Here is a 25,458-nt window from a genome sequence, read left to right on the forward strand (position 1 = left end):
AGTGTCACACTAAAAGTAAATAACAGGAAAGGTGACGGTATGATGGCATCGATTAAGTTATCGCAGTCGTTTGTTGACTTGATGAAGAAGAAGCATTTTGATCAGAAGGTTTTGCTGTTGATTGCCGATGACGGCGGCGGGCGGTATTCGTTACAAGGCGGTGCCTGCAGCATTGGCACGAAGTTTACCTTGATTGTGCTCGACCAGCCGGATCCGGATTATCAAGTGAAGTTGGACAATGACGCCGGTCTGCAACTGTACACTTCGGACTATGACATGATTTTCTTTGCCAGCGGTTTGGCGATGGACTTTAAGAATGGCGCCATCAGTATCAAAGACGACGCGCATGCTTATTTAGACGGCAGCGTTCGTATTGCCAAGGGGTCAGATGTGTTAGCGGCATTCAAAAAGGGCATCCTGATGAGTGACGCGACTTGCTGAGTCAAAGCAGGTTGTCAGTTGTTTGGTAACTGAATTCTTTAAATAAGTGGTACTAGCGGTGGAACAATTTTTGGTGCTAGTGCCTTTTTTGTTAACTCGACGAAAAATTAAAAAACCACAGATAAAATTTATTGATTTTTCAGGAAGCGCCTGTTATGCTAACGCTATCAAAACCGAAATCGAACGAGGCATCTTAACATGCGGATCAAAGACCGATTTACCCCATCAAAATTGAATGCAGGGGCTGCGGTTGGTGCAGGGTTCTTTGGTGCGCTTAGCAGATGAGCTTCCGGTCGGTCAAATATGAAATGTTAAAAAGACGGCGGAAGGCCGTCTTTTTTTGCGTTCGTAAGCCGATTTCTGAGCTGGCAAACGCGTTATGAAACGCACTCATGTTTGCAACAACGTAGTCCCCAAAATTTTGACTGGATTCTCCAGTCACTCGAGGAGACGAGAACAATGCAAACAATTTTTCAAATCGGTTCAATTAAAAAACGGTGGTTGCTAGGGTTGCTTGGCTTGCGGGTCGCGGTTGATGGCTTCAACGTCGCCATTTCCATGTTGATTCAGCTAGGATTAACTGCGGCGCTGGCCGGTCAGGTTGGCTTGCTGCTCGGTATTTTCGGCGGAATGTTGGGTGCATCGGTTGTTTATACGGGCGTTTACTGGTTATCAGGAGTGGTTGTGGAACGGCTAAAACGGCGATTGAGCCTAGCCATTGCCACTGCTTTAGTGAGTGGCTTTTTGGGTGGGAAGGCTGATGAGGCACCTGATAGTGGTTTAGCGACGAACTTATTGGTGACTGATACCCAAAACATTATGCAGTTTCTGGATACCGGCGTTTTGCCACTGGTTGATTTTGGCATCACCGTCATCTTGGGCATCGCGTATGTTGCCACTCAGTCCTGGCAGTTGGCAGTCGTTTTTATCCTGATTGGTCTCGGTTTCGCAGTGGTTTCTCGGCAACTTTTTCGCTACCAAAATCGGGCGCAGACAAATTTGATTGGCATTGATGATCGCCATAAAGACTTCTTCAATGATTTTTTAGCGAATTTTGCGATGGTGCGGAACCTTCATGTTTTTGCGTATATCCGACAGCGGCATCAGGCTTTTTTCCAGGAGGCAACGCCAAGCATCAACCAGCTGGCAAGTGCTGCCGGTGCCTTGTCCGGTATTTTTAACGGCGGGATTTATTTGGCGGAAGTGTTAACCCTGGTACTGGGATTTGCCTTGTTGCCATTAACACAGCAGTCGGTGGCGAGCGTGCTGGGCGCGTGGAATGCCGGTGTCGGCTCGATTTTGTGGCCGTTTTTAGGGTTAGCGCCGACAATTGGCTATCTTGCTCAACAGAAAACGTCGCTACAACGCATTTTGCCGCGTCTACAGGTCCCGTCTGAAGTTCCGATCACGACTAACACCAAAATAGCGGCAACTCATGAGCAGCCCATGACGATTATCGGCGAGCAGGTGACTTTTCATTACCCGAACAGCTCACGGCAGCTATTGCACAATCTGAATTTTCAGATTGATAATCACGGCATCACTTTTATCATTGGCGCAAACGGTGCTGGCAAAACAACGTTAATGAAGCTGATTTTAGGTGAGTTACTGCCGACTTCCGGACACATCGACATTCGCGGCCGTCCAACTGCCACCTCGCCGGCTGAGTTAATGGCCTTTGTGCCGCAACGCAGCGTGATGTTCACGGCGTCTGTTGCGGCCAACTTGCTTTTGGGTAAACCTCATTCGTCACAACGGATCGTCCAACTACTGCACCAACTTGGACTTGAAAAATATGCGGCTGATGTCGATCAAATATTACATCCCGCGCAACTCTCACCAGGCGAGCAGCGGCGGTTTGGGATCGCGCGTGCACTGCTTTCGGAGCGGCTTTGGCTGGTTTTGGATGAACCTTTTTCCGATATTGATGCGGCGAATCAGGCGGTGGTCATGCTGATTCTACGGCAGGAGGCACGACGGCGCGGGATTATCGTGATCACGCACACGTTCGATTTTGTCACGGCCGCCGATCACATCATTAAGGTGGGTGAGCAGCATGACTAAGCTAAAACAAATCTGGCAACTTGTCGGGACGCGGATCGCGCCGCTTTTATGGTTGATCGCCTTGATCTGCGCCGGCTTCGAGTTTGCGTTAGCGCGCATCATTCAAAATGTGACCCAACAAAGTATGTTAACGATCAGCTTATTTGTCGTTGCGCTTGGTGCGGCACTGATGATAGGGCTAGGGCGCTGGCTGATTGGGCGGTGGCAGACGCAAGCACAGTATCGGCTGGTCCAGCGACTTCAAACGCAACAAATGACCGCACTCATGACTGGCCCGGTTGCAACGGAGAATCAAGCCGGCAATGAGCAATTGAACGGTCTAACAACCGAGGCATCTTTGGCCGCCCCATTGTTTATTCAGTCGGTAACTGCACTTGCTGGTGGGACCTTTTCGTTCATTGCCACCAGCTTATTCGGCTGGTTGAGTTCATGGTTGCTGATGGTTGTCATCGTGGGATTGTGCCTGACTGCGTTATTGATCCCACGCTTCATGGCCGGTCGCTTAACTCAGGCTCAAGATACCCAACAAGTCGAAAATGGTCGCATGCAGGCAACATTATTGGAAGTACTTGCAGGACGAACACTATTAAAAGACTATCAAAGTGAACAGTTTGGTTTAAAACTATTCCGCCAAGCTTATCAAACCTTTGCAGACGCACAGTATCACATGGGCATTCAGCAAACAGGAACCATTGTGCTGGGTTTTGCGCTGGGGTTATTCGTTGACATCGCGATTTTAGGCATTGAATTGCTGTTTGTCGGTTTCAAAATGATTACGGTCGGTCAATTTGCGGCGTTTGCCATGCTGACGCCGAGTTTTACGTGGTTGTTCTACAGCATGCCAGGCCAGTACGCCCAGCTTTCACGGCAGTTGGTTGCTGCCAAACGATTGCTCGCGTTAGGGATATTGCCGGAAGAAAAACACTCAGACTTAACCCAAAAAGCATCTCGACAGTGCCCAACCTCCGCCGCCTCCTGTTCAGGAGAGCAACTGGTTTTACAGGATCTAAGCTACACCTACCCATCTGCGCACCAGCCAGTGTTGCAGCAACTTAATTTAACGATTGATGTTGCGACCCATGAAAAGATTTTGGTCACCGGTCCAAGTGGTGGCGGTAAATCAACGTTGATTCAGATCATTTTAGGCCTGCTGGTTCCACAGGCCGGCACGATTCAAGGACAACCGGCAGGCGCAGTGTCAGGGCAACTAGCCGATGAAATTGGTTTTGTTCCGCAAGTCGTGGCGCTGTTCGATGATACCCTGCTGCAAAATGTCACGCTCGGTCGACCGGTTACCCAGGCAGCAATTGAAACGGTGCTTGCCCAAACCGATTTGCAAGCATTCGTTGACCGTTTACCGCAAGGACTCGCCACCCAGCTGCACGGCCAGACGAAAGCCAACGTGTCGGCAGGTGAATTGCAAAAGATCGGCTTGGCGCGGGCACTTGTTGCAAAACGGGCGATGTTACTGCTAGACGAACCGTTTGCCAACTTAGATGCCGCGTCAGCAAAAGCACTGAGTCAACGCTTGAAATCATTGCCAATTGCCATGATGGTTATTTCCCATCGACTGGATATCGCGCAGTTTTGGGATCGGGCCTTGCGCCTGGAAAATGGCCGCTTAAACGAAGAAAGTCTCGCTAAGCCAAAATAGTTGGCAACCGCTACCATCTCACGTATAGTAAAAGCGTATTGACGCGATTCTCTGCGCAAAGACTTGGTTGTTGGTTTCGGGCGCTGTGGCCGGATGAACGGTCATCGAACCCGAGGCAATTGGCACACCAGCTTCTGAACGCAGCGAATTGCTTATCAGAAAGGGGGAATAAGATGTTTAACTGGTTGATTTTAGGGCACATTATCTTTGGCCTGATCTCGTTTGTTGGATCACTCTTGTTGGCGCTGGGGTTCCGCGCTTCATTTGCCAGCCTGACACCGATTCAAAAATGGGGGATTGGCCTTTCGATTGGCGGCCTTTTTGCAACCATGGCATTTGCCATGTTGTCGGCAGCTAACGGGGTATCGGCGTTGCTGTTTATCGGCGCCGGCGCTGCACTTCTGTGGGTATTGATGCACCACCGCGCAGAAGCGTAACGTACGTGTCTGTTAAAATTGAAAACAGCCGGCTGGGAAAGTAAGTCTCGGTCGGCTGTTTTGATGAGCATAAAATTTAAAATAGTTTCAAATGAAGCTTATGTGAGCAGTATGTTTTGTCCATTTAACCGTAAAGAAACGGCTAATACGAGGAAATTTAAATATGAGTTAGCCAGCAAACTTGAATGAAAGCTGAACGTTAATCAGCTTTAAGTAAAACTGTTTTAAATGAAATGACCTTATTGCTTTTCTTTATCTTCTTTCCTCAGCTGCCACGACAAAGGCGTTTCCGCAATCACCGCCATTATTTTCTTAACGACCACTCAATCACAACGGCAGTTAACCAAAATTAAAATTCTATGAGCATTCTCAAACCCAATAGCCGAGCAGTATTGAAGCATGTTGCTGCCCCGAACAAATCAGGTTTTAACAAATTACCCGTTGACGAATAAAATTTTTAAAAGTATGCTAATGCTAATTTCTTCGAGAGGAGTCAACGTGATGACCCAGTTCAACCAAGTCATGTTCATGTCCATGTGCTGCTGCTATGAACAACATAGCGGTTCTATTTACATGGCTGGATATTGGCTTAGGTGACGGACAAACGTGACTTGAACGAAGGACAAAACTGGCGGTGTATCTAGAATCCTAGATGCACCGCCAGTTTTTATTTTACTTTAGGAGATGGCATGTATGAAGAAGTCCCATTGGCTCACAGCTCTTATTACCGGCGTTGCGCTGGCGACCTTACTTGTCGGTTGCGGCAGTAAAGGTTCTGCGTCATCAAGCAGCGCTCAGACGTTGAATTTAACCGAAGAGCTTGATCCGACGACGTTAGATGTGAATGATATGCGCAATACTAACGAGAACGATATTCTTTCAGAAGTTCAAGAAGGCTTGACCACGATTGAATCGAAAAACGGCAAAGATAAAGTCGTTTTAACTGGGGCCAAATCCTACACCAAGTCAGCAGATGGCTTAACGTATACCTTCAAGTTACGCGATGCCAAATGGTCAGATGGCAAGAAAGTCACTGCCCAGCAATACGTGGATTCCTTCCGCCGGTTATTGAAAAAGGAGAACGCCTTTTCCCAGGCTACCGGTGCATACTTTATCAAGGGCGCCGAAGCTTACAACACTGGCAAAGGTAGCGCCGAAGACTTGGGTGTAAAAGCCTTGAATGCCAAAACACTTCAGGTTCAGCTTGCTTATGCCTATCCGTCGCTTTTGTCAGATTTTGCGTCGGTCATTTATTATCCGGTCCGCCTCGACAAAATTAATAAAGTCGGCAACAAGAAGTGGAAGACCGATGTGAAGGATCAGGTCTTTAACGGCCCGTTCAAGCTAACATCTTGGAAAAAGAATGACAAGATCACGCTAAAGAAGAACAACACTTATTGGAATGCCAAAAAGGTTAAGCTGCAAACCGTAACCTATACCACCACGAACAAGCCGTCGACCGTGCTTTCGTTAATGCAAAGTGGCCAGTTGGACGCCTTATCAGCTTCCGGTAAACAGATCAGTGATTTCAACAAATTGGCTAAGAGTAACAAACTGGTCTCGCGAAAACAAGATGGTTCTGGGACGACTGTTTTAATCATGAATCAACACAATGGCGGGACCCAGGGACTTTTCAAAAATACGAAGGTGCGGGAAGCAGTCTCACTTTCTATTAATCGCCAAAGTTACAACAAGGCGGTCAATGACGGCAAAGACCAACCAACCTATACCATGGTGCCGCAATCGATGAACGTTGGATCGACAAACTATGGTGAGTACGTCGGTAACCCACTGAAAGATCTACAGGCACAGTACAACACTAAGGCTAAGCGTCAGGCTTTGTTGAAAGAGGGGCTGAAGGAACTGGGTAAGTCAACGGATCTCAGCAAGCTGAACTTTGTTTACCTGACTGTCGATGATGATGACACCGGTACTTGGCTGAAGCAAGAGCTTGATCAACAGTTAGGCGTCAAAGTCACGATCAAAACTGCCCCTGATGTACCTAGCTTTGTGAAGTCCAGAAATGATAATCAGTATGATTTGCTTGATAATGGCTGGTCAGGGAGCGCCGATCCGAATTCGTATTTGAGCCTGTGGGATTCAAATAACGGGTTCCAACAGTTCTTCGGTGGTTATAATAGCAAAACATTTGATGATTTAGATGCCAAGCTGAATGCTAACTTAAGCACGCAACAGCGGTTGGCTCTTTACAAGCAGCTTGAGACACAACTGGTTGCCAAAGATTTCGGCGTCGTGCCGTTAACCAACTCGCAATCACGTCTTTATATCAACAAGTCAGTTAAAAACCTTCAATCAACCGTCTTTGGCGCCACGTTCAACTACACTTATGCGTCAAAAGAATAGTTAGCTAGTCACATTGGCCATGTACACGGCCAATGTACATAAGGTCAATAGGAGATGGCAAAATGACTCATTTTGATTCAAGGAGAAGGTGGCTGCAACCGTGATCAAGCTGATCGTGCGACGTTTTATCGAATTATTAATTTCGACGTTCTTAATTGCCACGGCGACTTTTTTCCTGATTTCGGCAGTGCCTGGTGATGCTTTAAGTGCCCAAACCGATAAATTGCCAGCGACGACTCGCGCGCAGGTATACAAGAACACGGGTCTCAATAAGCCGGTGATGGAACGATATGTGATCACCATGAACAACATGTTGCATGGACAGTTTGGCGAGTCGATTGCCGATCCGTCAGTGACCATGTCGAGTTTGATTCGTGACCGCCTGCCAGCATCGGCGCGTTTAGGTATTCAACAGATGTTGTTAGGCATTCCGCTGGGGCTGCTGCTGGGCATTCTGGCGGCTGTGTATAAAAACATCTGGATTGATCGGGTGGTGACGATTCTGGCGCTGTTTTTGATGTCGTTCCCGAGTCTGGTGCTGGGGTTGCTGTTGCAAAGTTATTTTGGCGGCAAGCTCGGTTGGTTTCCGATTATCGGGTGGCCTAGTGGCGATCAGTTGTGGTGGGGTGGTTGGATTTATACCATTTTGCCAACGATTGCCGGTGGGATCGGCTACATTGCCGGGTACGCGCGATTGTTGAAAAATTCAATGGTGGATGTGGCTTCAAGCGAGTATGTCATGACGGCGCGCGCCAAGGGATTATCGGAACCGCAAATCGTGTTACACCATATTGTGCGAAATGCGTTCATTCCGATTATTACCTCGTTGCCAGTGACGTTGGCTTTTGGCATCACCGGATCAATTTTCATTGAAAGCATTTTTGTGATTCCCGGCATCGGGCAGTATTTCGTGACGGCGCTGACGAATCGCGATGTGCCGATTATTATGGGCGAAACGGTGTTACTGGCGATTTTGTACATTGTCACGATGTTTATCACCGATCTGCTGTATACCGTGGTTGATCCGCGGATTAAGTTATATGACAACTGAAGGGAGTCAGGCGAATGGCTGTCAGTGATACGGATTTTCATTTTGTTCAAGGAACCGACAACGCCGGTATGCCAACTGTGCTGACAAAACAACCTGCAATATCTGCGGATGAAGAGGGCACACCCAAAAGTATCAGTTTCTGGGCGTCGGCGCGGCAAAAGTTACTGAAAGATCACTTGGCTGTGGCGTGGGGCATTATTTTACTTCTCATTGTGTTAGTGGCCTTGATTGGGCCGCAGCTCCAGCATTATGATCCCAATTTGATTCGGGTCAATAGCCGCAATGTCGGGCCGAGTGCAGCTCATTGGTTTGGCACCGATCGCTTGGGGCGGGATTTGTTTACGCGTACCTGCATTGGTATTCAGGTTTCACTCTTGGTGGCGATTCTCAGTACCGTTCTGGCAATTGGTTTTGGCACAATTTATGGCATGGTCATGGCGTTTTTTGGTGGCTGGGTCGATGAAATCATGATGCGGATTATTGAGGTGTTTAATTCGCTGCCGGGATTGTTGATCACCATGCTGATCATGGTCGTTTTAGGCAATGGTATGTGGACCATGTTGTTTGCTTTGGCGCTAACGAGCTGGTCGGATGCGGCGCGGCAGGCGCGGGGACTGGTCATGCAATTGCGGCAACTTGATTATGTGACAGCCGCCGTGATGCTGGACACCCCACTGTGGCGGATTATGACGCGGCATCTGGTGCCGAATATGATGAGTATTCTGATTCTGGATATTGGCCAAAGCATCCCCGGCAACATCTTTGGTGAAGCCAGCCTTAGTTTTCTGGGACTGGGAATTCAGGCCCCGAACACGAGTCTTGGCATCCTGATTGCCAGTGGTCAGGATCAGATGCTCCAACACCCACTGCAACTTTACATTCCGATTCTAATTTTAGTTGCGATCGTCTTTGCGTTTAATATCGTAGGTGACGGTTTGCGCGATGCCCTTGATCCGAAATTCCAAGGTTAACTCAGCCGACTGCCGGCAGCGAGAAGCTTGTTTGCAGGCTTCACCCAAAAGCCGCTGTATTGGTAGTTAGCGCAACCTTTTTTAAGGAAGTGTCAAAATGATCCAAAAACATCCTTGGCAGGTCGGTGCCGCCCTTTTCATTGGCTTGCTGGTGGTTACCACAGGCTTGTCGTTAACGCGCGAAGGCCTGACCTTGGCCATATTGTGGGGACTACACCAGACGTTTTGGCTGCTGGTGGGTTTGGCGGTACTTGCCGTGGGGATTAAATTGCTGCTGCACACCCGCCGCCCGCATGCTGACTTGACCAGCAAGATGCTCGGCGCGCTGCCTGGCAATTTGCAATTAGGCATTTGGGTCGCCGTGAATCTGATTGGCGGCACCGTGATTGATTTACTTTTGTATTAAAAATGAATTTTGAAAGGACCTCCGCATGACTGATATTGTTTCAATTAAAAACTTAACCGTGACGTTTCATGAAGCCAACGAAAATGTCTATGCCGTCAATGGGGTGGATTTAACGCTGCATCAAGGCGAGACGCTCGCTTTGGTTGGCGAGTCCGGTTCGGGTAAATCAGTGACCACGCATGCGCTACTGGGTTTACTTGGCAAAGATGCAGAAGTCAAGGCTGATGCCATGCAATATGACGAAACCGATCTGCTGTACGCCAGTAGGAAAACTTATACGCGATTGCGCGGACAAGAGCTTGGGTTGATTTTTCAGGATTCGCTGAGCGGGCTGAATCCAACCATGCGCATCGGCCGGCAGATTGGTGAAGGGGTCAAAGCCCACCGACACCTGCACGGGGCCGCTTTAAAACAGGCGGTCAACGCGGCGATTCAAGAGGTCGGCTTGCCTGATCCTGCCTTGATTGCGCGCAAGTACCCGCATGAACTGTCGGGCGGTCAGCGACAACGGGCTATGATTGCCATGGCGATGATCATGCAGCCTAAGGTTCTGATTGCCGATGAACCGACCACCGCTTTGGACGTGACCCTGCAGGCGCAAGTGCTGGACTTGATCAAGCGACAGAAGGCCAAGCGTGATTTAAGCGTGATCTTCATCACCCACGATCTAGGTGTGGTTGCGAATATTGCCGATCGGGTAGCCATTATGTACGCCGGTAAAATTGTCGAAACTGGCACGGCAAATGAAATCTTTTATAATCCGCAGCACCCGTACACTTGGGGATTGTTGGATGCGGTGCCGAGTTCGGATGATCAGCGTAAAGAGCTATTCACCTTGCCGGGGACACCGCCGGATTTACGGAAGCCGATTAAAGGCGATCCGTTTGCACCTCGCAACCCCTATGCATTGGCTATTGATTTCAAGGAAATGCCGCCGCTGTTTCAGGTATCACCTACTCACTTTGTTCGTTCGTGGCTGCTTGATCCGCGTACCCCGAGTTATCAGCCGCCAGTCACGATTCAAAAGCGGTGGGCGCGATTTGCTGAACTTACCAGGGAACCGTCTTTGGCGGTCGCGGTGAATCAGGCCTGATTCGAAGCCTTTTACAAATGGAGATGGTTATTTTTGACAGAACCGTTATTTGCCATTCAAGATCTAAGCGTCAACTTCCGTAAAGATCAGCGGCTCATCAAAGCAGTGAATCACATCAATTTTACAATTGCTTCCGGCACCACCGTTGGCTTGGTGGGCGAGTCAGGTTCGGGAAAAACGACCACTGGCCGTGCAATTGCCGGCATCGGGCCGATTTCAGGCGGGGATGTACTGTTTTCAGGTGAGTCGATTCAACATTTTTCCCATGCTGAACGCAAGCAATTTCGGCGCCAGGTCCAGATGGTGTTTCAGGATCCGTTTGCATCGTTGAATCCACGGCAAAAAGTGGCCGATATTATTGCGGAAGGCATTGATAATTTTCATCTTGCGTCATCGACCCAGGAGCGGCTTGATCGGGTTTTGCAGTTGCTGGAACAAGTTGGCTTGCCGCCGGATGCGATTAATCGGTTTCCGCATGAGTTTTCCGGCGGTCAGCGGCAGCGCATCGGCATTGCCCGCGCACTGGCGGTTGAGCCGAAGTTTCTGGTATTGGACGAACCGATTTCGGCGTTAGACGTGTCAATCCAGGCCCAAATTGTGAATCTGTTGCGGCAGATTCAGCAAGCCCAGCATCTGACGTATCTTTTCATTGCCCATGACTTATCCATGGTGCACTACATCAGTGATCAGATTGTCGTGATGTATCAAGGCCAAATTGTTGAAACCGGTGCGACCGAAGCCGTTTACCGCCATCCGTTGCATCCTTACACGCAGACGCTACTGGCTTCGGTGCCGCAAGCCGACCCGCTGTTTGAGCAGCAAAAGCCACGGGTCCATTTTGACCGCGCACCGATTCCGGCTGGTGCGGCCTTAACCGAAGCGGCACCGGACCACTGGGTGTTGGCGCCTTAGGCTTAAGATTTTTTACGTGTTATTACAAAAATGGACTTCCAAGTGACAGCAAACGCTGCTTGAAAGTCCATTTTTATTATGTGGATACCCATAAAAGCTTTTAGAGCAGAACGATGGCATATGCCAATAATCGACCTACTTCGTCTCAACCCATTTATCCAGCAGGTAGACGTTAAGGCTGGAAATGAGCGTGAAGATAACCAGGAAAACGCCGAAAATGGCGGCTATGTTGTAGTTGCTAAAAGGCATTAAGAATAGTTGCCATAGCTGGTTGAACAGGTAGGAGGCCGTGATGATGACGACCAGATAAATGGCCCATTGTGCGAGACGAATCTGGGTTTCGGGTAAGAAGGCCATGATGGTGACGGAGAGCAGGTGGACCAGACTTACAAATGTCCAGATAAATAGGCAGGTTAAGCCAAGAATGATGATCCCTTCGGCAGCGTCCATCCAGACAGACATCTCCGGCCAGTGAATGCCATGACTGGCCACTTGCAGGATGGTAAAAATCAGACTCTGAGCGAGACAGTAAATGACAAAGTTACAAATAGTGCTGAATAAATTGGCCATGTAAAGTTTTAGGTTGGTAATCGGCACAGAGCGGTAATAATTGTCGACCCAGGTATGTTCCTGCCTGATCGCGAGTCGAATAAATAAGTAAAGTCCGCCAATGATTAAGTATGGTTGAAACGCATAGTAGAAAAGTTCAATGGAGAAGTGGGCACTACCGCCAAAATAGATTAAAATCGCCGTAATGATGGTTGCAACGATCGTAACGATAAGCGTGTTGACAACGGTTTGAATTCGCTGCCGAATCAAGACTTTTGTCATGGTCCAGGTATTAGTCATTTGCGGTGCTCCCTTCATAGAGGCTTTCATAATAAGCTTCGACACTCATACCGGTTTCTTCGCGGAGTTGTTCCGTGTTTCGGTGAGCGATAACATGTTTGTCTTTTAGCACAACAATTTCGTCGAGAATGTTCACGACATCGTTGACATGGTGATCCGAGATCATGACCGTGGCCGCAGCAGGCTTCCAGGCGACCATGTTGCTGATAAGGCGTTTGCGCGTCATGCTGTCAATACCTTCAAAAGGTTCGTCAAGTAAATAGAGTTGGGTTTGACGGGACAAGGTGAGGGCAGTCGCAAACTTTTTCCGATTACCTTTGGAGAGTGCACTTAATTTTTGGTGACAATCCAGTTCGTACTTGTTGGTGAAATTTTCAAACGCCTTTTCCGAAAAGTCGAGATACATGATGGCGTAATCGGTGGCGATTTGATGTAACGTGCGGTTGGCGTTGACGCCTTTAAGTGATTCGCTGAAGCTGCTAAGTTGCTTGCGGTCGACGATACTTTCCGACGCGCCGATTTGAATGGTGCCGGTAAAATTGGTTGCCACGCCGTTTAAAAGCCGCATCAACGTGGTTTTGCCAGCACCGTTTGCACCCAGTAACCCGATGAAATGACCTTGCTGGACGTCAAGATTGAGATCATCCAGAATGAGGTGGCGATTGTGTTTATACGTTAGGTGTTCTGCGGAAATCTTATTCGTGGTCATGGTGAGCCTCCTGTTCGTCAACATATTGGGCAAAAGCGTCTTTCATTTCAGCGGCGCTAAGATTTAGGTCATCCAACTGGCGATACAAGGTGCCGAGTTCGGTGGCAATGACGCGATTTTTCAACTCAATCAAGACCTTAATGTCGTCGGTCACAAAATTACCGCGGCCGCGGCGGGTGACGAGCACGCCTTCTTGAATCAGTTCACTTAAAGCACGTTGAACTGTGTTGACATTCACCGTTAGCTCGGCGGCCAATTGCCGAACAGCTGGCAACTGGGCGCCAGACTTAAGCCGATCCGTGATAATGGCTTGGTAAAGGTACTGCTTGATTTGCAGGTAGATCGGAACTTTATCGTCAAATTCCACGGTGTGCCTCCTTATTAGTGTATTAGTTATCTAACACAGTGTATCAACAATCATCATGTTTGCCAAGTATCAGTGGCCAGTATTTTGACGGCGAGAGTGGCTTCTAAGTTCCAAAATTGCTGCTGCGTGGTACAATGCAAGGCAAGAAGCAGCACGAGAAAGTGAGGCGCAGGATGACGAAAAAATGGGGCAAAGTGATGCTCATCATCGGCATCTTTCTGGTTGTGAGTGGCGGTGCGTGGTGGTGGGTGAACCGCGGCGAGGCGCCTTCGACCAAACGCGTTGCCGGGACATATCAAACACCGACATTGTTTGTTCACGGTTTTGGTGGTGGTTATGGCTCGGAAAAAGATATGATCAACGACCTTAGCAAGCATCCCGGTTATCGTCAGGTTTTGCGTTACACCGTGACGAATACCGGTCAGCTCAGTGTGAGCGGTTCGTGGTCGCCGAGCGTTCGTCATCCACTGATCGCTGTTGTGTTCAGCAGCGGGCGGCCAGATGCGACCACGCTGACCAAGATTCTTAAGCAGTTGAAAAAACGTTACGGCATTCAAGACTTTAATGCTGTTGGCCATTCTGCCGGTTCCGCGGCTTGGGCCGATTGGGCAGTCACCAAAGGCAAAAAAGGCGAACCAACGTTGCAACGGCTCATCACGATCGCCGGTCCGTTCAACGGTTTTCCCGGAATGCCGGGGATGAACAGCGGACAAGACATCAAGTTGGCGAGCGATGGCCGCCCCAGTGTGATGTCTGACCGCTACAAGCCGATGTACGAAAATCGGCAGTATTTTCCTAAGACAGCTGCGGTTTTAAATCTGTTTGGCAATCTGGGCAAGGAATCCGATGGCCGTGTCCCCGTCAACTCTGCCCGTTCATTGCGGTATATCGTGGCAGGTCGAGCCAAAAGCTATACCGAACGCGAAATTACCAACAGCAAGGCGCAACACAGTAAGCTGCATGAGCATAATCTGTTGGTCAACCGGTATCTGTATGAGTTTTTGAGTACGGGTAAGATTACGAACTGATTAAGGATTAAAACGTTAAAAAGGCATTGCCCACAATCTGCGTGAGGCAATGCCTTTTTGGTTGCATATGATTTGTTTGTTACAAAATTTAGATAAGGCCAGCTAATCGGCGTACTGCTTAAGCAATTCGTTATATTCAGGCGTATCTTTCAGAAATGCCAAGTCAGGATCAAGCACAGTGGTCTGGACGAATTGCTTGCGTGCCGCAGCTGGCGATTCCCGCGGTTTTGGTTGGGGCAGATGCTGGAAAACCTTTGGAAATGGTTGATCCAAATTGTCAGCGAATTGCCGGATGACCGCCACTACCCGTTTGGCATCCTTGGTTGCCTTGGCGATTTGCAATTCGGTATCAATAACGAATGGACTGTTCATGTGAATCGCTTGGTCCAATGCTTTGGCGACCTTCACATATTCCTCGGCGGTTGCCAGCTGGTGGTCAGCGATGGCTACTTGAGTTAGCAAGTCGAGCACTTGTCCTAGAGCGCCATAATCACTCCCCAAAAGTTTCTCGCCTTCAACATAGGCCTCAGTCAGCTGACCACGTTTTAACTGCAATTTAGGCTTTAACGCCCAAGCAGTCACCGTTTCGCTAGGTAACGCAGCAAGCTGCTTTTCAGCCGCGTCGAATTGCTCTTCGCTGAGATAAAAATTAAACAGGCCCAGTGCGGCAAATTGTGCCTGTGGCAAATCCGAGCTCTGCTCACCCGCCTTGTACAACTGAATGATCCGCTGTTGTACCGGAGGCCAGTCGTCTTTTGGAATCTGAGGCTTCAGCGTGTCCAGAAAAGGCGCCGCCATCATCTGTAGTTGTGAAACTGATGGATAGTCGCGCAACTCCTGATCAACCAGCGCAACGGCGGCTTGCCAACCATCTTTTTGTGCTGTCATGGTCAGCTTGGTAAAAAAATCTTGAAGGGCTGCTGGATCTAAGTCAGAAGAAAAGTCCAGTAATTTGTTGATGTCCGTGCCGAGGTTACGCGCCAACACAGGTAATAAGGTAATGTCAGGATAAGATGTGCCTTTTTCCCATTTGCTGACAGCAGGAGCGGAGACGCCTACTTTTTGCGCGAGTTCTTCCTGCGTTAAACCGGCAGCTAGCCGCTTGTTGCGGATAATTTGGCTCAGTTGCATGATGTTCACCCCTCATTTTTATTTGTTCTTTAGTTTCATTATGCAGAGAGGCATCAGTAAAAACAATGGAGGCGTTTTCAAGTCTGCTGCAAATTTTTTAACTGCTGGTTAAGTCGGCTACAACACCTGATTCACGGCCATCACGATCAGCAAAACACCGAGAACCGGACGCAAGATGGCGGTGAGTAACCGCGGGTCGAAGCGGTTGAGGATGCGCGGGGTAATGGCGGCACCGACCAGTGATCCCAGCATCAGCAAGCCGCCGACTGTCCAGGCGATCGTGCCTTGGGTGGCGTGCAACAGACAGCCGATGATGGAGAGGGCAACCAACGCATAAGAGGAAGTGGCGGCTGCGTGGGGCATATCCAAACCCATCAACATCAATCCGGCCATAATCGGTCCGCCACCACTTAAGCCGGCAATACCCACCATTAGGCCGCTAATGATGCCCAGCACATAGGCAAACCAAGTGGGCTGGCCGGTCTTTTTGGGGTGACGGGCAAACGATTGCCGCAGCATCTGCACGCCGAGCACGACAAAAATAATCGCAATGGCCCATGAATAAATTAGTTCAGGAATATAAGGCGCTGCCAAACTGCCGACAATTGTGGCGGGAACGGCGGTGAGCAGAATCCTGTTGCCAGCGTGAAACCGCATATTGCCAGTGCGATAGTGACTATAACAGCCCACCGCCAGTGCCGGAATAGCGGTAAAAAGTGAGGTTGCCGCAGCTGTACTTGGCGACAAATGCGCGACGCCGGTCATAATGCCGAGGTAGAAAGCGCCACCGCCGCCACCCATTGTCATAATAAAAGCCCCGACCAAGAAGCCGAGGAGAATCAAAACGATTGTCATGAGATTTCCTCCAAGTGGGATTCCCGGTGATTGCCGGATATCCGCACAGCATGTTTCGCTAAACATGCTTGATAAAATAATTTTTATTAATTGATTCCATATTAGCGCACTTTTGCGCTGACTTTCAGAAAAAGTGCTAGCCCAAAACCTGGTTTTCACGCAATTATTTAAATTTCAATATTGTTACTGAAAATGGCCCGGCTTATCATGGAAGATAAAGGGAGGCCGACCATGGCAAAAACAACCATCGAGCAAAAGGAAAAGAACACGCGTCATGCTTTATTTGTGATCACCATTGTGGCGCTTATGTCTTTTTTCGGGGTTTTAACAGAAACATCCATGAATGTCACGTTTCCGACGTTAATGCATGACTTTCATGTTTCTTTGACAACGGTGCAGTGGGTGACATCAGGGTATTTATTGGCGGCAGCACTCGTGATGCTTAGCTCTGCTTACATGAAACGCCGCTTTACCAATCGCCAGCTTTTCATTACTGCAGCGCTGCTATTCATCATCGGCGACCTGATGTGTGCATTAGCCCCGGTGTTCTGGGTGTTATTGCTTGGGCGGTTGGTTCAGGCAGGCTGTGTCGGCTTGTGTGGGCCATTGATGGTGAACATTATTTTGGACACAGTACCCACCAGTAAATTGGGTACATACATGGGCATTGCGAACCTCATCATTCTGATCGGGCCAGCCTTGGGACCGACTTTTGGTGGAGCCATTGCCAACTTTTTTGATTGGCGGATGATTTTTTGGAGCACCTTGCCGTTTGCGACCTTGCTGCTCATAATGGGGCAAGGGCGCATTAAGCAATATACACCGACTTCTGCGTTTGCGTTTGATTGGCTGCGGTTTGCGGCGCTGGGGGTTGCGTTGATTAGTTTGACGCTCGCTTTAAACGGCATCAGCGAGCATACCTGGTTCATTGCGGGTGTGGCCGGTGCCATCGTGCTCGTGGCCATGGTTGTCCAAGCATCATGCCAAGGCGCTGTTTAAGCTGGATGTTTTTCATGACGGTGGCTTTTTATACAGCTTTTTGCCGTATATTTTGATGCAGTTTTCCAATGTGGGGATTAATTTTCTGCTGCCAAATTACGTGCAAACCGTGGATGGCGCCAGTGCGTTTGTCGGCGGGCTGATTTTACTGCCTGGCAGTGTGTTTAATGGCCTGGGACAGCCGGTGTATGGCTGGATGCTGGATCATTTTGGCGGGCGATTGCCGCTTTTGTTGGGTAACAGCCTGTTTACGGTTGGCATGCTGGGCTTTACGATTTGGGGTCGCCATATCGGCGTGTTAGGCGTGACGATCCTGTATTTGATCTTCGCCATCGGTCGGTCAATGGCATTTGGCAACAGTACGGCTTATGGATTGAAGGTCATGGCCCACCAGTATCAAAGCGACGCCAACGCTTTATACAGCACCGGCCAGCAAGTCACCGGCTCGATCGGCACCACCGTCCTGGCCGGGATGATGACCGCGGTCACGGTGCCTGGCCTGACTCACGCCCAAAATGTCGGCATTGGCAGTCAATTAGCCTTTGCGCTACTGCTCCTGATCGGCTTGGTCAACTTCGGCTTTTACGCGCGCTTGTTTAAGCTGACGAAAGCAAAAGCGTGATGACAGCTCAAAAAGACTCAGGCAACTTACCTCAATCTCAAGCGAGGCCTTTGTCCGAGTCCTTTTTTCATTAAATAACTAGTTAGTCTGGTAAAAAGCCATGCTCGACGATCTTTAACTGTCGATTCATTTGATCAACCACCGCCTTCAGGTCTTCAAAGTTGCGGTACTTGCCAGTGGCGATTAGCTGTGTTGTGACCGCGGTTTGTTGGGCGATGAGGGCAGAAACCACACTGAAAATGTCATCAACGGAAATCCCTTGCCGACGGGGTAATTGTTCGATTTTTTTACGAAAAATCCGATTGGCTTCCACCGATATAGCTTGGGTTTCCTGTTGGATTTGGTGTTGCAATGGTTGGGGAAAATGCGGCAAATCTGCGTAAGCCTGCATCATGAGGCGATACTCGGCAGGAAAGGCCAATTGCAATTTCATCTCGTATTTCACCGCCGCTGACATCATAGCGGCTAACCCCGGGGCGTCTTGCCATTGATACGGATCCATATGGGCATAGATTCGCTGATAAGCGGTTTTAAAGGTGTCGAGGTATAAGGCTTGTTTATTGCCAAAATAATGGAAAATCAAGCCTTTTGAGACGCCGGCAGTTGCAGCAATTTGATCGGTTTTGGTTTTGACAAAGCCTAATTGTCCGAAGGCGTCAGTTGCTGCTTGTAAAATTCGGGTTACTTTTTGCGGGTCAGTGACGACTTTTTTCATATGCTCAGATCCTGTCGACGATATCCGGCAACGCCGATGATGAAGAGAATCACGGCACTGACAAGCATGATGACAAGCCATGACTGACCCAAAGCTTTGACCGGAACATCAGCGATCCAGCCAAAGGGCGTGAAATCACCTGCATGCTTGGGCAGTGAAAACAACCCGTGAAAGACCTGCACGATCAGCCCGGCACCCATATAAAGCCAAAAGAGACTACTGAGTTTTGGCCATAAACCGGCCAACGCAATGCCTAACGCGATAAATGCCAAGACGGCAGGCAGACCGCCGATGAAGAGTCGACCGAGATATTTTACCGGCAGCGGCTGGCTCAGCACCGCATTGCCGGTCAAAAATAAAGCAAGTAGTCCGACAGAAAGCACTAAAACACCAACGAGTAAGGCCCAGCAGTTGTAACTGGTACTGATCGTAATCCGCGTGGGCTTTTCCGCGTGAATGATACCGAGATAGCCCAGCCGGTCGTCGTGTTTAAGGCGAAAAGCAATCTGAACCCCCGCGGTGACGGCCAAAGCGACAAAAATCGCCATATACATCGCCAGAAACGAAAGCACCATGGTTTGATTGGCGGCATGAATTTGCTTAACGTCTAAGAGCTGGCGATAAATCGGGTTGGTTTTAAGAATATCGCCAACGCCGCCAAGAACACTGCCCATGACGCCGCCGAAAATAACCGCGCCAATTAACCAACCGGACAATAGACCACGTTCGGTGCGCCAGATCAAAGCCGGCATCGATCGTAACCATGGCGCTGCGGTGGCGCGACCGTTTCCTTCTGCCAGCACACCAGCGCCGAGATCGCGACTTTGCGCAATGGCCATGGCGGCACCACAAAGCAGGATGCTGCAGGCAAGCCCAAGAAACAAGGGCGCGAGCTGATTTTTCGTGTAAAAATCGACCTTTTCAAACCAGCCGATCGGAGAAAGCCAGGTCAGTTGCTGGTGGTTCAGATCAGTGACGAGGCGAATGAGATAAGCGGCGGCCAAGATCATATAGCTTAACATGCTGGCGGTGCGGGTATTGTTGGCTAGTTGGGCGAACAGCAAAGCCAGGCTGCCGAAAACCAGATTGGCGATTAGCATGGCAATGGCGAACAACAAATCGCCGGTCATGTCGGTCCCGTCCATGTTGACAGCGATCAGCGAGGCGAAGTAGGCGGCCGCCATCACAAAACTGACCAGTAGCAGCTCCCAAATGGCGGCGGTAATATCCGCCGTGCGCCCGACATCGCGCGCCCGGACCATTTCCAGCAAGCCACTTTCTTCTTGTCCACGGGTGTCGCGAATCATCAACGGCATGATCCATAAGGCCTGTAGGATAATCATGAAAACGACCATCACGCCGGCAAAAATGATGGCGGCGTTGTAAGTGCTAACCTTAGGCGTTGCGCCAAACATGGCGGCCATCCCCGGTGCCTGCAGCATTTTGACAATATCTTTTGAACCGGAAGCCCCGTTGACGAAGGCAGCTTCTAATTTCACGGCACCACTGAGGATCATCATGATGAGAATCACTAGCCAGACAACCGAAAATTTGAGATTTTGTTTGAGGTTGGCTTTTAAAAGATAGCCAGCACACCGATTATTCCGCCGCATGTGACTCACCCGGCTTTCCGTAATAGCGCATAAAGAGATCCTCTAACGTTGGCGGCGAAACCCGCAAGTCCAGGATTGAATCGGTGGCTAAGGTCTCCATAATGCGACTCAACTCACTGCGATCGGCGGTAAAAACCGCTTTGGTGTGGTCAGCCGCTGCAAATGTCAGATCGTGAACCCCAGCAACCTGAGCTAAATCATCATTCGCAGTTGTTGTCGTGACTTCGACTTTTAGCCGCGCTAAATGCTGCATCTGGTCTAGATTGCCACTTTCAATCACACTGCCGTCACGGATAATCACGATCGAATCGCACATCCGCTCCACTTCTGACAAAATATGACTCGATAGCAAAACACTTTTGCCTGCCTGCTTGAGCTTAAGAACTTCCTGTTGAAAAGTCTGCTCATTAAGTGGGTCAAGGCCGGAAGTTGGTTCATCAAAAATATACAGGTCCGCATCTTGCGACAAAGCAGCAATCAGCGCGACTTTTTGCCGATTGCCTTTGGAGTAAGTTCGCGCTTTTTTGGTTGGATCAAATTTGAATCGCTGCATTAAGTCATCGGTTTTCTGATTATGGTCGCGGCCGTTTAGCCTAAGCAGCAAATCGATAATTTCGCCGCCGGACAGATTCGGCCATAAATAAACATCGCCGGGAATGTAAGCGATCCGGGGATGAATGACGGCATCATCACGCCAGACATCGTGACCAAATACGGTGACACTGCCGGCAGTTTTCTTTAACATGCCTAAAATGATGCGAATCGTCGTCGACTTGCCCGCACCATTAGGCCCTAAAAAGCCGAGGACTTGTCCCGTACTCAACGTGAAGCTGACATTCTTTAACGCCTCAAACTTGCCGAACTTTTTTTGAACGTGGTCTAATTCGATGACATTGGTTGCCATGGTAGCCTCCTATGAATGCGATCTTTTTAAAAGATGCTGGCATTCTGCGTGAAAAGGCAGATCCGCTGTGAAGTCGTTGTGTAATAACCTTTTCGCCTGAAGTATAGTTGCCATTGACTGGCAGGTCAATAGTGAATTGACTGATGAGTCAATGAATTTTTTAGGCTGTGGCGCGGGACATCATGCTGAATCAATCATGAAAGATGGAAGCCTTCAAATCACGGAACCGGCGTCTTTTAAAATCGTAACAAAAAAGCCGACTGCCTGATCATTTCATCAAGCAGTCAGCGGGGCAGTTGGGTTATGCGGATTTTTAAAATTTGAATGCAAAAAGCAATTTTCAACTTTCCGGGAAGAAGCCCTGACGCCGCATCAACTTGAATAGGTCATCACGTTTGGCTGGCGTGTGCGTGGCTGCGCTGACTGCCAGATCGGTGTAGGTTTCTTCGCGCGGGTTGCCGTGACGGGTGGCATAGTAATCATGCACCGTACGATTGTAATCGGCCATTGCCTCAGTAGCCGGTGCCGGTTCGCCATAGTGATTCGTGAACGCGACCAGTGATTCAGGCATACGCGGCTTTTCTTCAGGATGCTCATCCGGAAACCCGATTGCGAGTCCTAATAACGGAAACGTGTACATAGGCAAATTCAGTAAATCGATCAAGGCTTGCGCGTCGTTTTGAATACTGCCTAATGTGACGGTGCCTAAGCCGAGACTTTCGGCTGCCACAACCATGTTTTGCAGCGCCAAGGTGGCATCGGCATTTGCCTGCAAGAACTTATCCATCCGGCCGAGTCGATCAAGGGGTTGCTGTGCCGCCTTGGTCAAGTCGGCGACGCGGTGCAAGTCCGCAATGAAAATAAACAGTTCGCCCGGGCCGTTCAGGTAAGTTTGCGTACTCATCGCCGCAATTTTGGCCCGAATTTTCGGATCAAGAATATGGATGACTGAAAAAAGCTGTAAATACATCGAACTTGCGGTGTGCTGGGCAACATCCAGCAGCGTCTGAATCGTCTGATGGCTGAGGTGCTCAGGTTTAAACCGCCGAATGGAGCGGTGATGGAGCTGACGACGAATGGTTTCGTTTTGAATCAAAAAAAGTCACTCCTTCAATCAAAGCGTATGCCATCTATTGTAGCGGAATGTTTCGGTAGGGGTGTACTTTTAGTTAGAAAAGATAACTTACCGTCAAGGATTTTGTGGTGACGACAGGCTTTTTAATGACGATGCCGTCGTTCTCCCAGCCACCAGATTAACACGCCGATGCCGATTCCCAAGAGGATCACGGCAACATAAAACAACCATTGCCATTGGCCAAAGTCGATCTTGGTTCTGAAGAAGGAACGTGTGGCTCGGAAATAAACAAGCAAACCGAGAATGAGTATAAACAAGCTGAAGTAGTAAATGGGGCGCTCAAGTTCAGTGAGGTGATGGATAAACGGCAAAATTGCCGCAATGATCAACCCTAAAATAATGACGGTGAACGAAGTATGGGGAGAAAGGCGAATTTGCCAGCTGGTTTTGAAAAACAGCAAAACGCTGACCATGATGCCAAACAGTATCACACCGAGAATAATAATTGCCGTTAGTTGAAGACGGGACGGTTTGGCAAAAGTGTGGCTGCCGACGTACCAAAGTGCACTCCACACACTGACAATCGCGATGCCGGAAGCCAGCAACAAATTTCCGGCATCGAAGGTTATGTTTGGATAGGTCAGACGCGGCAGCCACAAAATAAACATCATCATTGCTGCCAATTTTAAGTTAAACCAGATAAAATTACCGATACGCGGCGGGATTGTCTTTAGTAATTCAGTTGCCGTCTGTTTGGGGTCATGACCAAAATAAGTCATTGCGTCCGTTCCATCATTTTGGGCATCAATGAGGTCCTGGAGAATACCTAGCAAACTTTCTTCTAATTGATAATCATCCCGGAACAAGTTTTTGCCCCGCATGTAAACCAGCAAATCTTCGTAGTAATCGCGGTTGGCTTTTGTCAGTTGTTTACGTAATTGATTGTTCTCAGCTGCTATTTTATTGACAGCTTCCTTGCGCTTGTTCATGGCTAATCCCTCCTGGGTTGGTTCGCAATAATTTGATCAACGTGACTTTTGAGATCATGCCACTGCAAGATGAATGTTTGCCTAGCCTTTTCGCCATCTGCTGTGATCGTATAATACTTGCGACTTGGTCCGTCCGGCGATGGGCGCATGTGACTCGTCAGGAGACCCTTCTTTTCCATCGTCATCAATAGCGGATAAATCGTCCCCTTAGGCACATTCTCGAAGCCAAAAAGATTAAGCGATTCGCTGATGGCATAACCGTATTGTTCTTTGCGCGCGAGCAAGATGAGCAGGCACCCTTGTAAAATGCCTTTTAGCATCTGGCTGTTGTCGTCTCTCGCCATCAGAATCTTCCCTTCGCCTAATATGCTTTACACACTAGTAGTTTAAACCGAAACGGCTAGTGTGTAAAGCAAAATAGCCGGTGACAATGGCCGGCTATGGTTTCCATATTTTAATTTGAGAGAAGGGCATTGTTCTATGTTAATGGAACTTAAAACACCACTTTTAAAGTGAAAAATGGGCGTAACAAAATCGGCGATCAGAATTAAATTACCGGTCCCTTTTACCTCACGACTCACTCATCGGCCCCACAGTTTTTGTCATGTTAAACCAAACTTCGCCGGCATGAGTGGAGGCTGCCTGTCCGTCATTGTGGAAGCCGGCGTGCTCATAAAAAGGGATGAGGCGCTGGAGACAGGTTAAGGTAATGGCGATGCGCTTTTGCTTGCGCGCAACGTCGGTCATTTTGGCTAAGAGCTGGCGGCCAATGCCGTGATGTTGCAGATCAGGCGCAACCGCGAGACTCAGAATCGCAATATACGGTGCAGCTGCCGAGTTAGGCTGGCTGCTAACGAACAAATCGTCGGTAATGGTTGACTGTGAAGTGGCTGGGCCAACAATATAACCCGCAATTGTTTGGCCAGTCCGCGCTACAATAAACGTGTCAGGATAATGAATGATGCGGGCTGCCATGCTGGAACGACTGGCAGCTTCCTGGGGTGTGAAGCCCGCCCGTTCGATTCGCATAATGGCGTCAAGATCGGTTAAGTTCGCCGTGGAAAAATGCAGTTTCAATGTTATGCCTTCTTTGCTATGTCAATTTGAAAAACGAGGTGGTCATCAATGGATAAGCGACTCGTCAGAATCAGTAAAACATTAAGCCTGATCTTGCGGCACCATCCGGAAAAAATCGGTGTCACACTGGATCGCTATGGCCGCACAGATTTGGAAACGTTGCTTAGGCGATTCAATGCACATTACCAGATGCATCTTGATCGCCAAGTGCTTGATGACATTATGACACAAAGCGACAAGCAGCGGTTTGCGATTGAGGGAAGCACCATCAGAGCGGTATACGGCCATAGTGTCCCGGTCTTGCCGTTAATGCCGACGCGACGTCCGCCGATCTGGTTATATCATGGCACGTCACATCAAGCAGCCGTTTTGATTGATGTTGAAGGGCTTAAACCAATGGATCGCGATTTTGTCCATCTTTCCGAAAATCTTAAAATGGCGTGGCAGGTTGGTGTGCGGCATGACCGCCATCCGGTTATTTATCGCGTGGCCGCGCAAAAGGCAGCAGATACCGGTGAGGTTTTTTATCCGACAGGGAGTCAGGTTTGGTTGGTGCACGCAGTTCCTCCGGCATTTTTAACCCGAACATCATCCCCAACATCGTGACGAACGCCTGCTTTTAGCCGGAAACGTTCGTTTTTTTATGTTAGTATTAGGCATACTTAAAAAAGGAGGTTCTATCATGAAGGCTGATGCACCTGATGATTTACGGTTAAATCCGAAACAGTTCGCCAAGCTTGTTGTGGGGTCACACCAAGTACCGGACGACAAAGATCCGGAAGCTATTGTGAAACGAAAACTGACGCTTTATCTCACTGCTTATTACTTAGCAGAGCGGTTTAATGAGTTGCAGCAAGAAACATTGGACCACGCTCCGTCACGGGAAAACTTTCACCAACTGTTGAAAAAGTTGGAAGATGAGCGTTTTCAGGATTGGTAGACTAACACAGAAAAACGCTTCTGTATTAGTCAATTGTGAAGTAAGTATCAATTGAAAAACGTTCTTTTACAATTGTTCCCATCGTATCATTAAAATATGCCTCCATTGACTTAAAACCGAATTTTAAGCCAATGAAGGCGTTTTCTTTTTCTTGGAAAATTTAGATTCCCCTTAACCGTACAATTGTTCTTT

The 25,458-nt window shown here is 48.9% G+C and carries 25 protein-coding genes and 1 pseudogene; 14 read left to right on the plus strand and 12 right to left on the minus strand.

Going from position 1 to position 25,458, the window contains the following annotated elements; all coding sequences use genetic code 11:
• Positions 1-42 precede the first annotated feature (42 nt).
• From LACZS1_RS06085 to LACZS1_RS06130, 10 genes are all read left to right on the plus strand, one after another.
• The gene (locus LACZS1_RS06085; protein WP_070650164.1) at positions 43-441 is read left to right on the plus strand and encodes an iron-sulfur cluster biosynthesis family protein; all 399 of its coding nucleotides are present in this window, start codon (positions 43-45) and stop codon (positions 439-441) included.
• Positions 442-900: 459 nt separating this feature from the next.
• Positions 901-2,505, plus strand: a complete 1,605-nt coding sequence (locus tag LACZS1_RS06090; protein ID WP_070650111.1) for an ATP-binding cassette domain-containing protein — start codon at positions 901-903, stop codon at positions 2,503-2,505.
• Entirely contained in the window at positions 2,498-4,159 is a 1,662-nt protein-coding gene (locus LACZS1_RS06095) for an ATP-binding cassette domain-containing protein (RefSeq protein WP_070650110.1), read from the plus strand. Before LACZS1_RS06090 ends, LACZS1_RS06095 begins: the two co-directional genes overlap by 8 nt.
• 173 nt (positions 4,160-4,332) lie before the next feature.
• A complete protein-coding gene (locus tag LACZS1_RS06100) occupies positions 4,333-4,596 on the plus strand; it encodes a hypothetical protein (protein WP_010491405.1) in 264 nt (87 codons plus the stop codon).
• A 693-nt stretch (positions 4,597-5,289) separates the two neighbouring features.
• Positions 5,290-6,960, plus strand: coding sequence for a peptide ABC transporter substrate-binding protein (locus tag LACZS1_RS06105; RefSeq protein WP_093997892.1), 1,671 nt, complete (start codon positions 5,290-5,292; stop codon positions 6,958-6,960).
• A 100-nt stretch (positions 6,961-7,060) separates the two neighbouring features.
• The gene (locus LACZS1_RS06110; RefSeq protein WP_070650108.1) at positions 7,061-8,011 is read left to right on the plus strand and encodes an ABC transporter permease; all 951 of its coding nucleotides are present in this window, start codon (positions 7,061-7,063) and stop codon (positions 8,009-8,011) included.
• A gap of 68 nt (positions 8,012-8,079) precedes the next feature.
• Positions 8,080-8,982: an ABC transporter permease gene (locus tag LACZS1_RS06115; protein WP_414973793.1), complete on the plus strand. Its 903-nt coding sequence runs from the start codon at positions 8,080-8,082 to the stop codon at positions 8,980-8,982.
• A 97-nt stretch (positions 8,983-9,079) separates the two neighbouring features.
• Positions 9,080-9,388, plus strand: a complete 309-nt coding sequence (locus LACZS1_RS06120; RefSeq protein WP_306402910.1) for a hypothetical protein — start codon at positions 9,080-9,082, stop codon at positions 9,386-9,388.
• Positions 9,389-9,413: 25 nt separating this feature from the next.
• Positions 9,414-10,481 carry an ABC transporter ATP-binding protein gene (locus LACZS1_RS06125; protein ID WP_070650106.1) on the plus strand — a complete coding sequence of 356 codons (1,068 nt, stop codon included), beginning with the start codon at positions 9,414-9,416 and terminating at the stop codon, positions 10,479-10,481.
• Between the two features lie 33 nt (positions 10,482-10,514).
• The gene (locus LACZS1_RS06130) at positions 10,515-11,393 is read left to right on the plus strand and encodes an ATP-binding cassette domain-containing protein (RefSeq protein WP_070650105.1); all 879 of its coding nucleotides are present in this window, start codon (positions 10,515-10,517) and stop codon (positions 11,391-11,393) included.
• A gap of 135 nt (positions 11,394-11,528) precedes the next feature.
• Here the strand turns inward: LACZS1_RS06130 and LACZS1_RS06135 are convergent, their stop codons facing one another.
• Genes LACZS1_RS06135 through LACZS1_RS06145 form a run of 3 tightly spaced genes read right to left on the minus strand, consistent with a single transcriptional unit; the run spans position 11,529 to position 13,318 of the window.
• Positions 11,529-12,242 (minus strand): hypothetical protein, encoded by a 714-nt coding sequence (locus LACZS1_RS06135; protein ID WP_047105648.1) that lies wholly within the window; start codon positions 12,240-12,242, stop codon positions 11,529-11,531.
• Positions 12,235-12,951 (minus strand): ATP-binding cassette domain-containing protein, encoded by a 717-nt coding sequence (locus tag LACZS1_RS06140; protein WP_070650104.1) that lies wholly within the window; start codon positions 12,949-12,951, stop codon positions 12,235-12,237. The genes LACZS1_RS06135 and LACZS1_RS06140 overlap by 8 nt, the downstream gene beginning before the upstream one ends.
• Positions 12,938-13,318: a GntR family transcriptional regulator gene (locus LACZS1_RS06145; RefSeq protein WP_070650103.1), complete on the minus strand. Its 381-nt coding sequence runs from the start codon at positions 13,316-13,318 to the stop codon at positions 12,938-12,940. The genes LACZS1_RS06140 and LACZS1_RS06145 overlap by 14 nt, the downstream gene beginning before the upstream one ends.
• Before the next feature lie 173 nt (positions 13,319-13,491).
• Here LACZS1_RS06145 and LACZS1_RS06150 point away from each other — a divergent pair, with 173 nt between their 5' ends.
• The gene (locus LACZS1_RS06150) at positions 13,492-14,346 is read left to right on the plus strand and encodes an alpha/beta hydrolase (RefSeq protein ID WP_070650102.1); all 855 of its coding nucleotides are present in this window, start codon (positions 13,492-13,494) and stop codon (positions 14,344-14,346) included.
• A 102-nt stretch (positions 14,347-14,448) separates the two neighbouring features.
• Here the strand turns inward: LACZS1_RS06150 and LACZS1_RS06155 are convergent, their stop codons facing one another.
• Entirely contained in the window at positions 14,449-15,477 is a 1,029-nt protein-coding gene (locus LACZS1_RS06155) for a helix-turn-helix domain-containing protein (protein WP_070650101.1), read from the minus strand.
• A gap of 117 nt (positions 15,478-15,594) precedes the next feature.
• Entirely contained in the window at positions 15,595-16,332 is a 738-nt protein-coding gene (locus LACZS1_RS06160) for a sulfite exporter TauE/SafE family protein (protein ID WP_070650100.1), read from the minus strand.
• 231 nt (positions 16,333-16,563) lie between these two features.
• Between LACZS1_RS06160 and LACZS1_RS06165 the strand changes: the two are divergent.
• Positions 16,564-17,953: pseudogene (locus tag LACZS1_RS06165) on the plus strand (MFS transporter).
• 82 nt (positions 17,954-18,035) lie between these two features.
• Here LACZS1_RS06165 and LACZS1_RS06170 read toward each other — a convergent pair.
• The 7 genes from LACZS1_RS06170 to LACZS1_RS06200 all read right to left on the minus strand — a co-directional run bounded on the left by LACZS1_RS06170 (position 18,036) and on the right by LACZS1_RS06200 (position 24,326).
• A complete protein-coding gene (locus tag LACZS1_RS06170) occupies positions 18,036-18,668 on the minus strand; it encodes a TetR/AcrR family transcriptional regulator (protein WP_070650099.1) in 633 nt (210 codons plus the stop codon).
• The gene (locus LACZS1_RS06175; RefSeq protein WP_070650098.1) at positions 18,665-20,281 is read right to left on the minus strand and encodes an ABC transporter permease; all 1,617 of its coding nucleotides are present in this window, start codon (positions 20,279-20,281) and stop codon (positions 18,665-18,667) included. Before LACZS1_RS06175 ends, LACZS1_RS06170 begins: the two co-directional genes overlap by 4 nt.
• Positions 20,268-21,185, minus strand: a complete 918-nt coding sequence (locus LACZS1_RS06180; protein WP_070650097.1) for an ABC transporter ATP-binding protein — start codon at positions 21,183-21,185, stop codon at positions 20,268-20,270. Before LACZS1_RS06180 ends, LACZS1_RS06175 begins: the two co-directional genes overlap by 14 nt.
• Positions 21,186-21,525: 340 nt before the next feature.
• Complete coding sequence (locus tag LACZS1_RS06185) at positions 21,526-22,281, minus strand: NADPH-dependent oxidoreductase (protein WP_070650096.1); 756 nt, start codon at positions 22,279-22,281, stop codon at positions 21,526-21,528.
• A gap of 122 nt (positions 22,282-22,403) precedes the next feature.
• Positions 22,404-23,249 carry a DUF1129 domain-containing protein gene (locus LACZS1_RS06190; RefSeq protein WP_070650095.1) on the minus strand — a complete coding sequence of 282 codons (846 nt, stop codon included), beginning with the start codon at positions 23,247-23,249 and terminating at the stop codon, positions 22,404-22,406.
• 2 nt (positions 23,250-23,251) lie between these two features.
• Positions 23,252-23,593, minus strand: coding sequence for a PadR family transcriptional regulator (locus tag LACZS1_RS06195; RefSeq protein ID WP_070650094.1), 342 nt, complete (start codon positions 23,591-23,593; stop codon positions 23,252-23,254).
• A gap of 226 nt (positions 23,594-23,819) precedes the next feature.
• Positions 23,820-24,326, minus strand: coding sequence for a GNAT family N-acetyltransferase (locus LACZS1_RS06200; protein WP_070650093.1), 507 nt, complete (start codon positions 24,324-24,326; stop codon positions 23,820-23,822).
• A 48-nt stretch (positions 24,327-24,374) separates the two neighbouring features.
• Between LACZS1_RS06200 and LACZS1_RS06205 the strand changes: the two genes are divergently transcribed.
• Complete coding sequence (locus LACZS1_RS06205; RefSeq protein ID WP_070650092.1) at positions 24,375-24,932, plus strand: RNA 2'-phosphotransferase; 558 nt, start codon at positions 24,375-24,377, stop codon at positions 24,930-24,932.
• A 76-nt stretch (positions 24,933-25,008) separates the two neighbouring features.
• Positions 25,009-25,266 (plus strand): hypothetical protein, encoded by a 258-nt coding sequence (locus tag LACZS1_RS06210; RefSeq protein WP_070650091.1) that lies wholly within the window; start codon positions 25,009-25,011, stop codon positions 25,264-25,266.
• The last annotated feature ends 192 nt before the right edge of the window (positions 25,267-25,458 follow it).

Origin of the sequence: Lacticaseibacillus zeae subsp. silagei (genome assembly GCF_030770335.1) — a bacterium.
In the GTDB taxonomy this organism is placed as follows: Bacteria; Bacillota; Bacilli; order Lactobacillales; family Lactobacillaceae; genus Lacticaseibacillus; species Lacticaseibacillus zeae.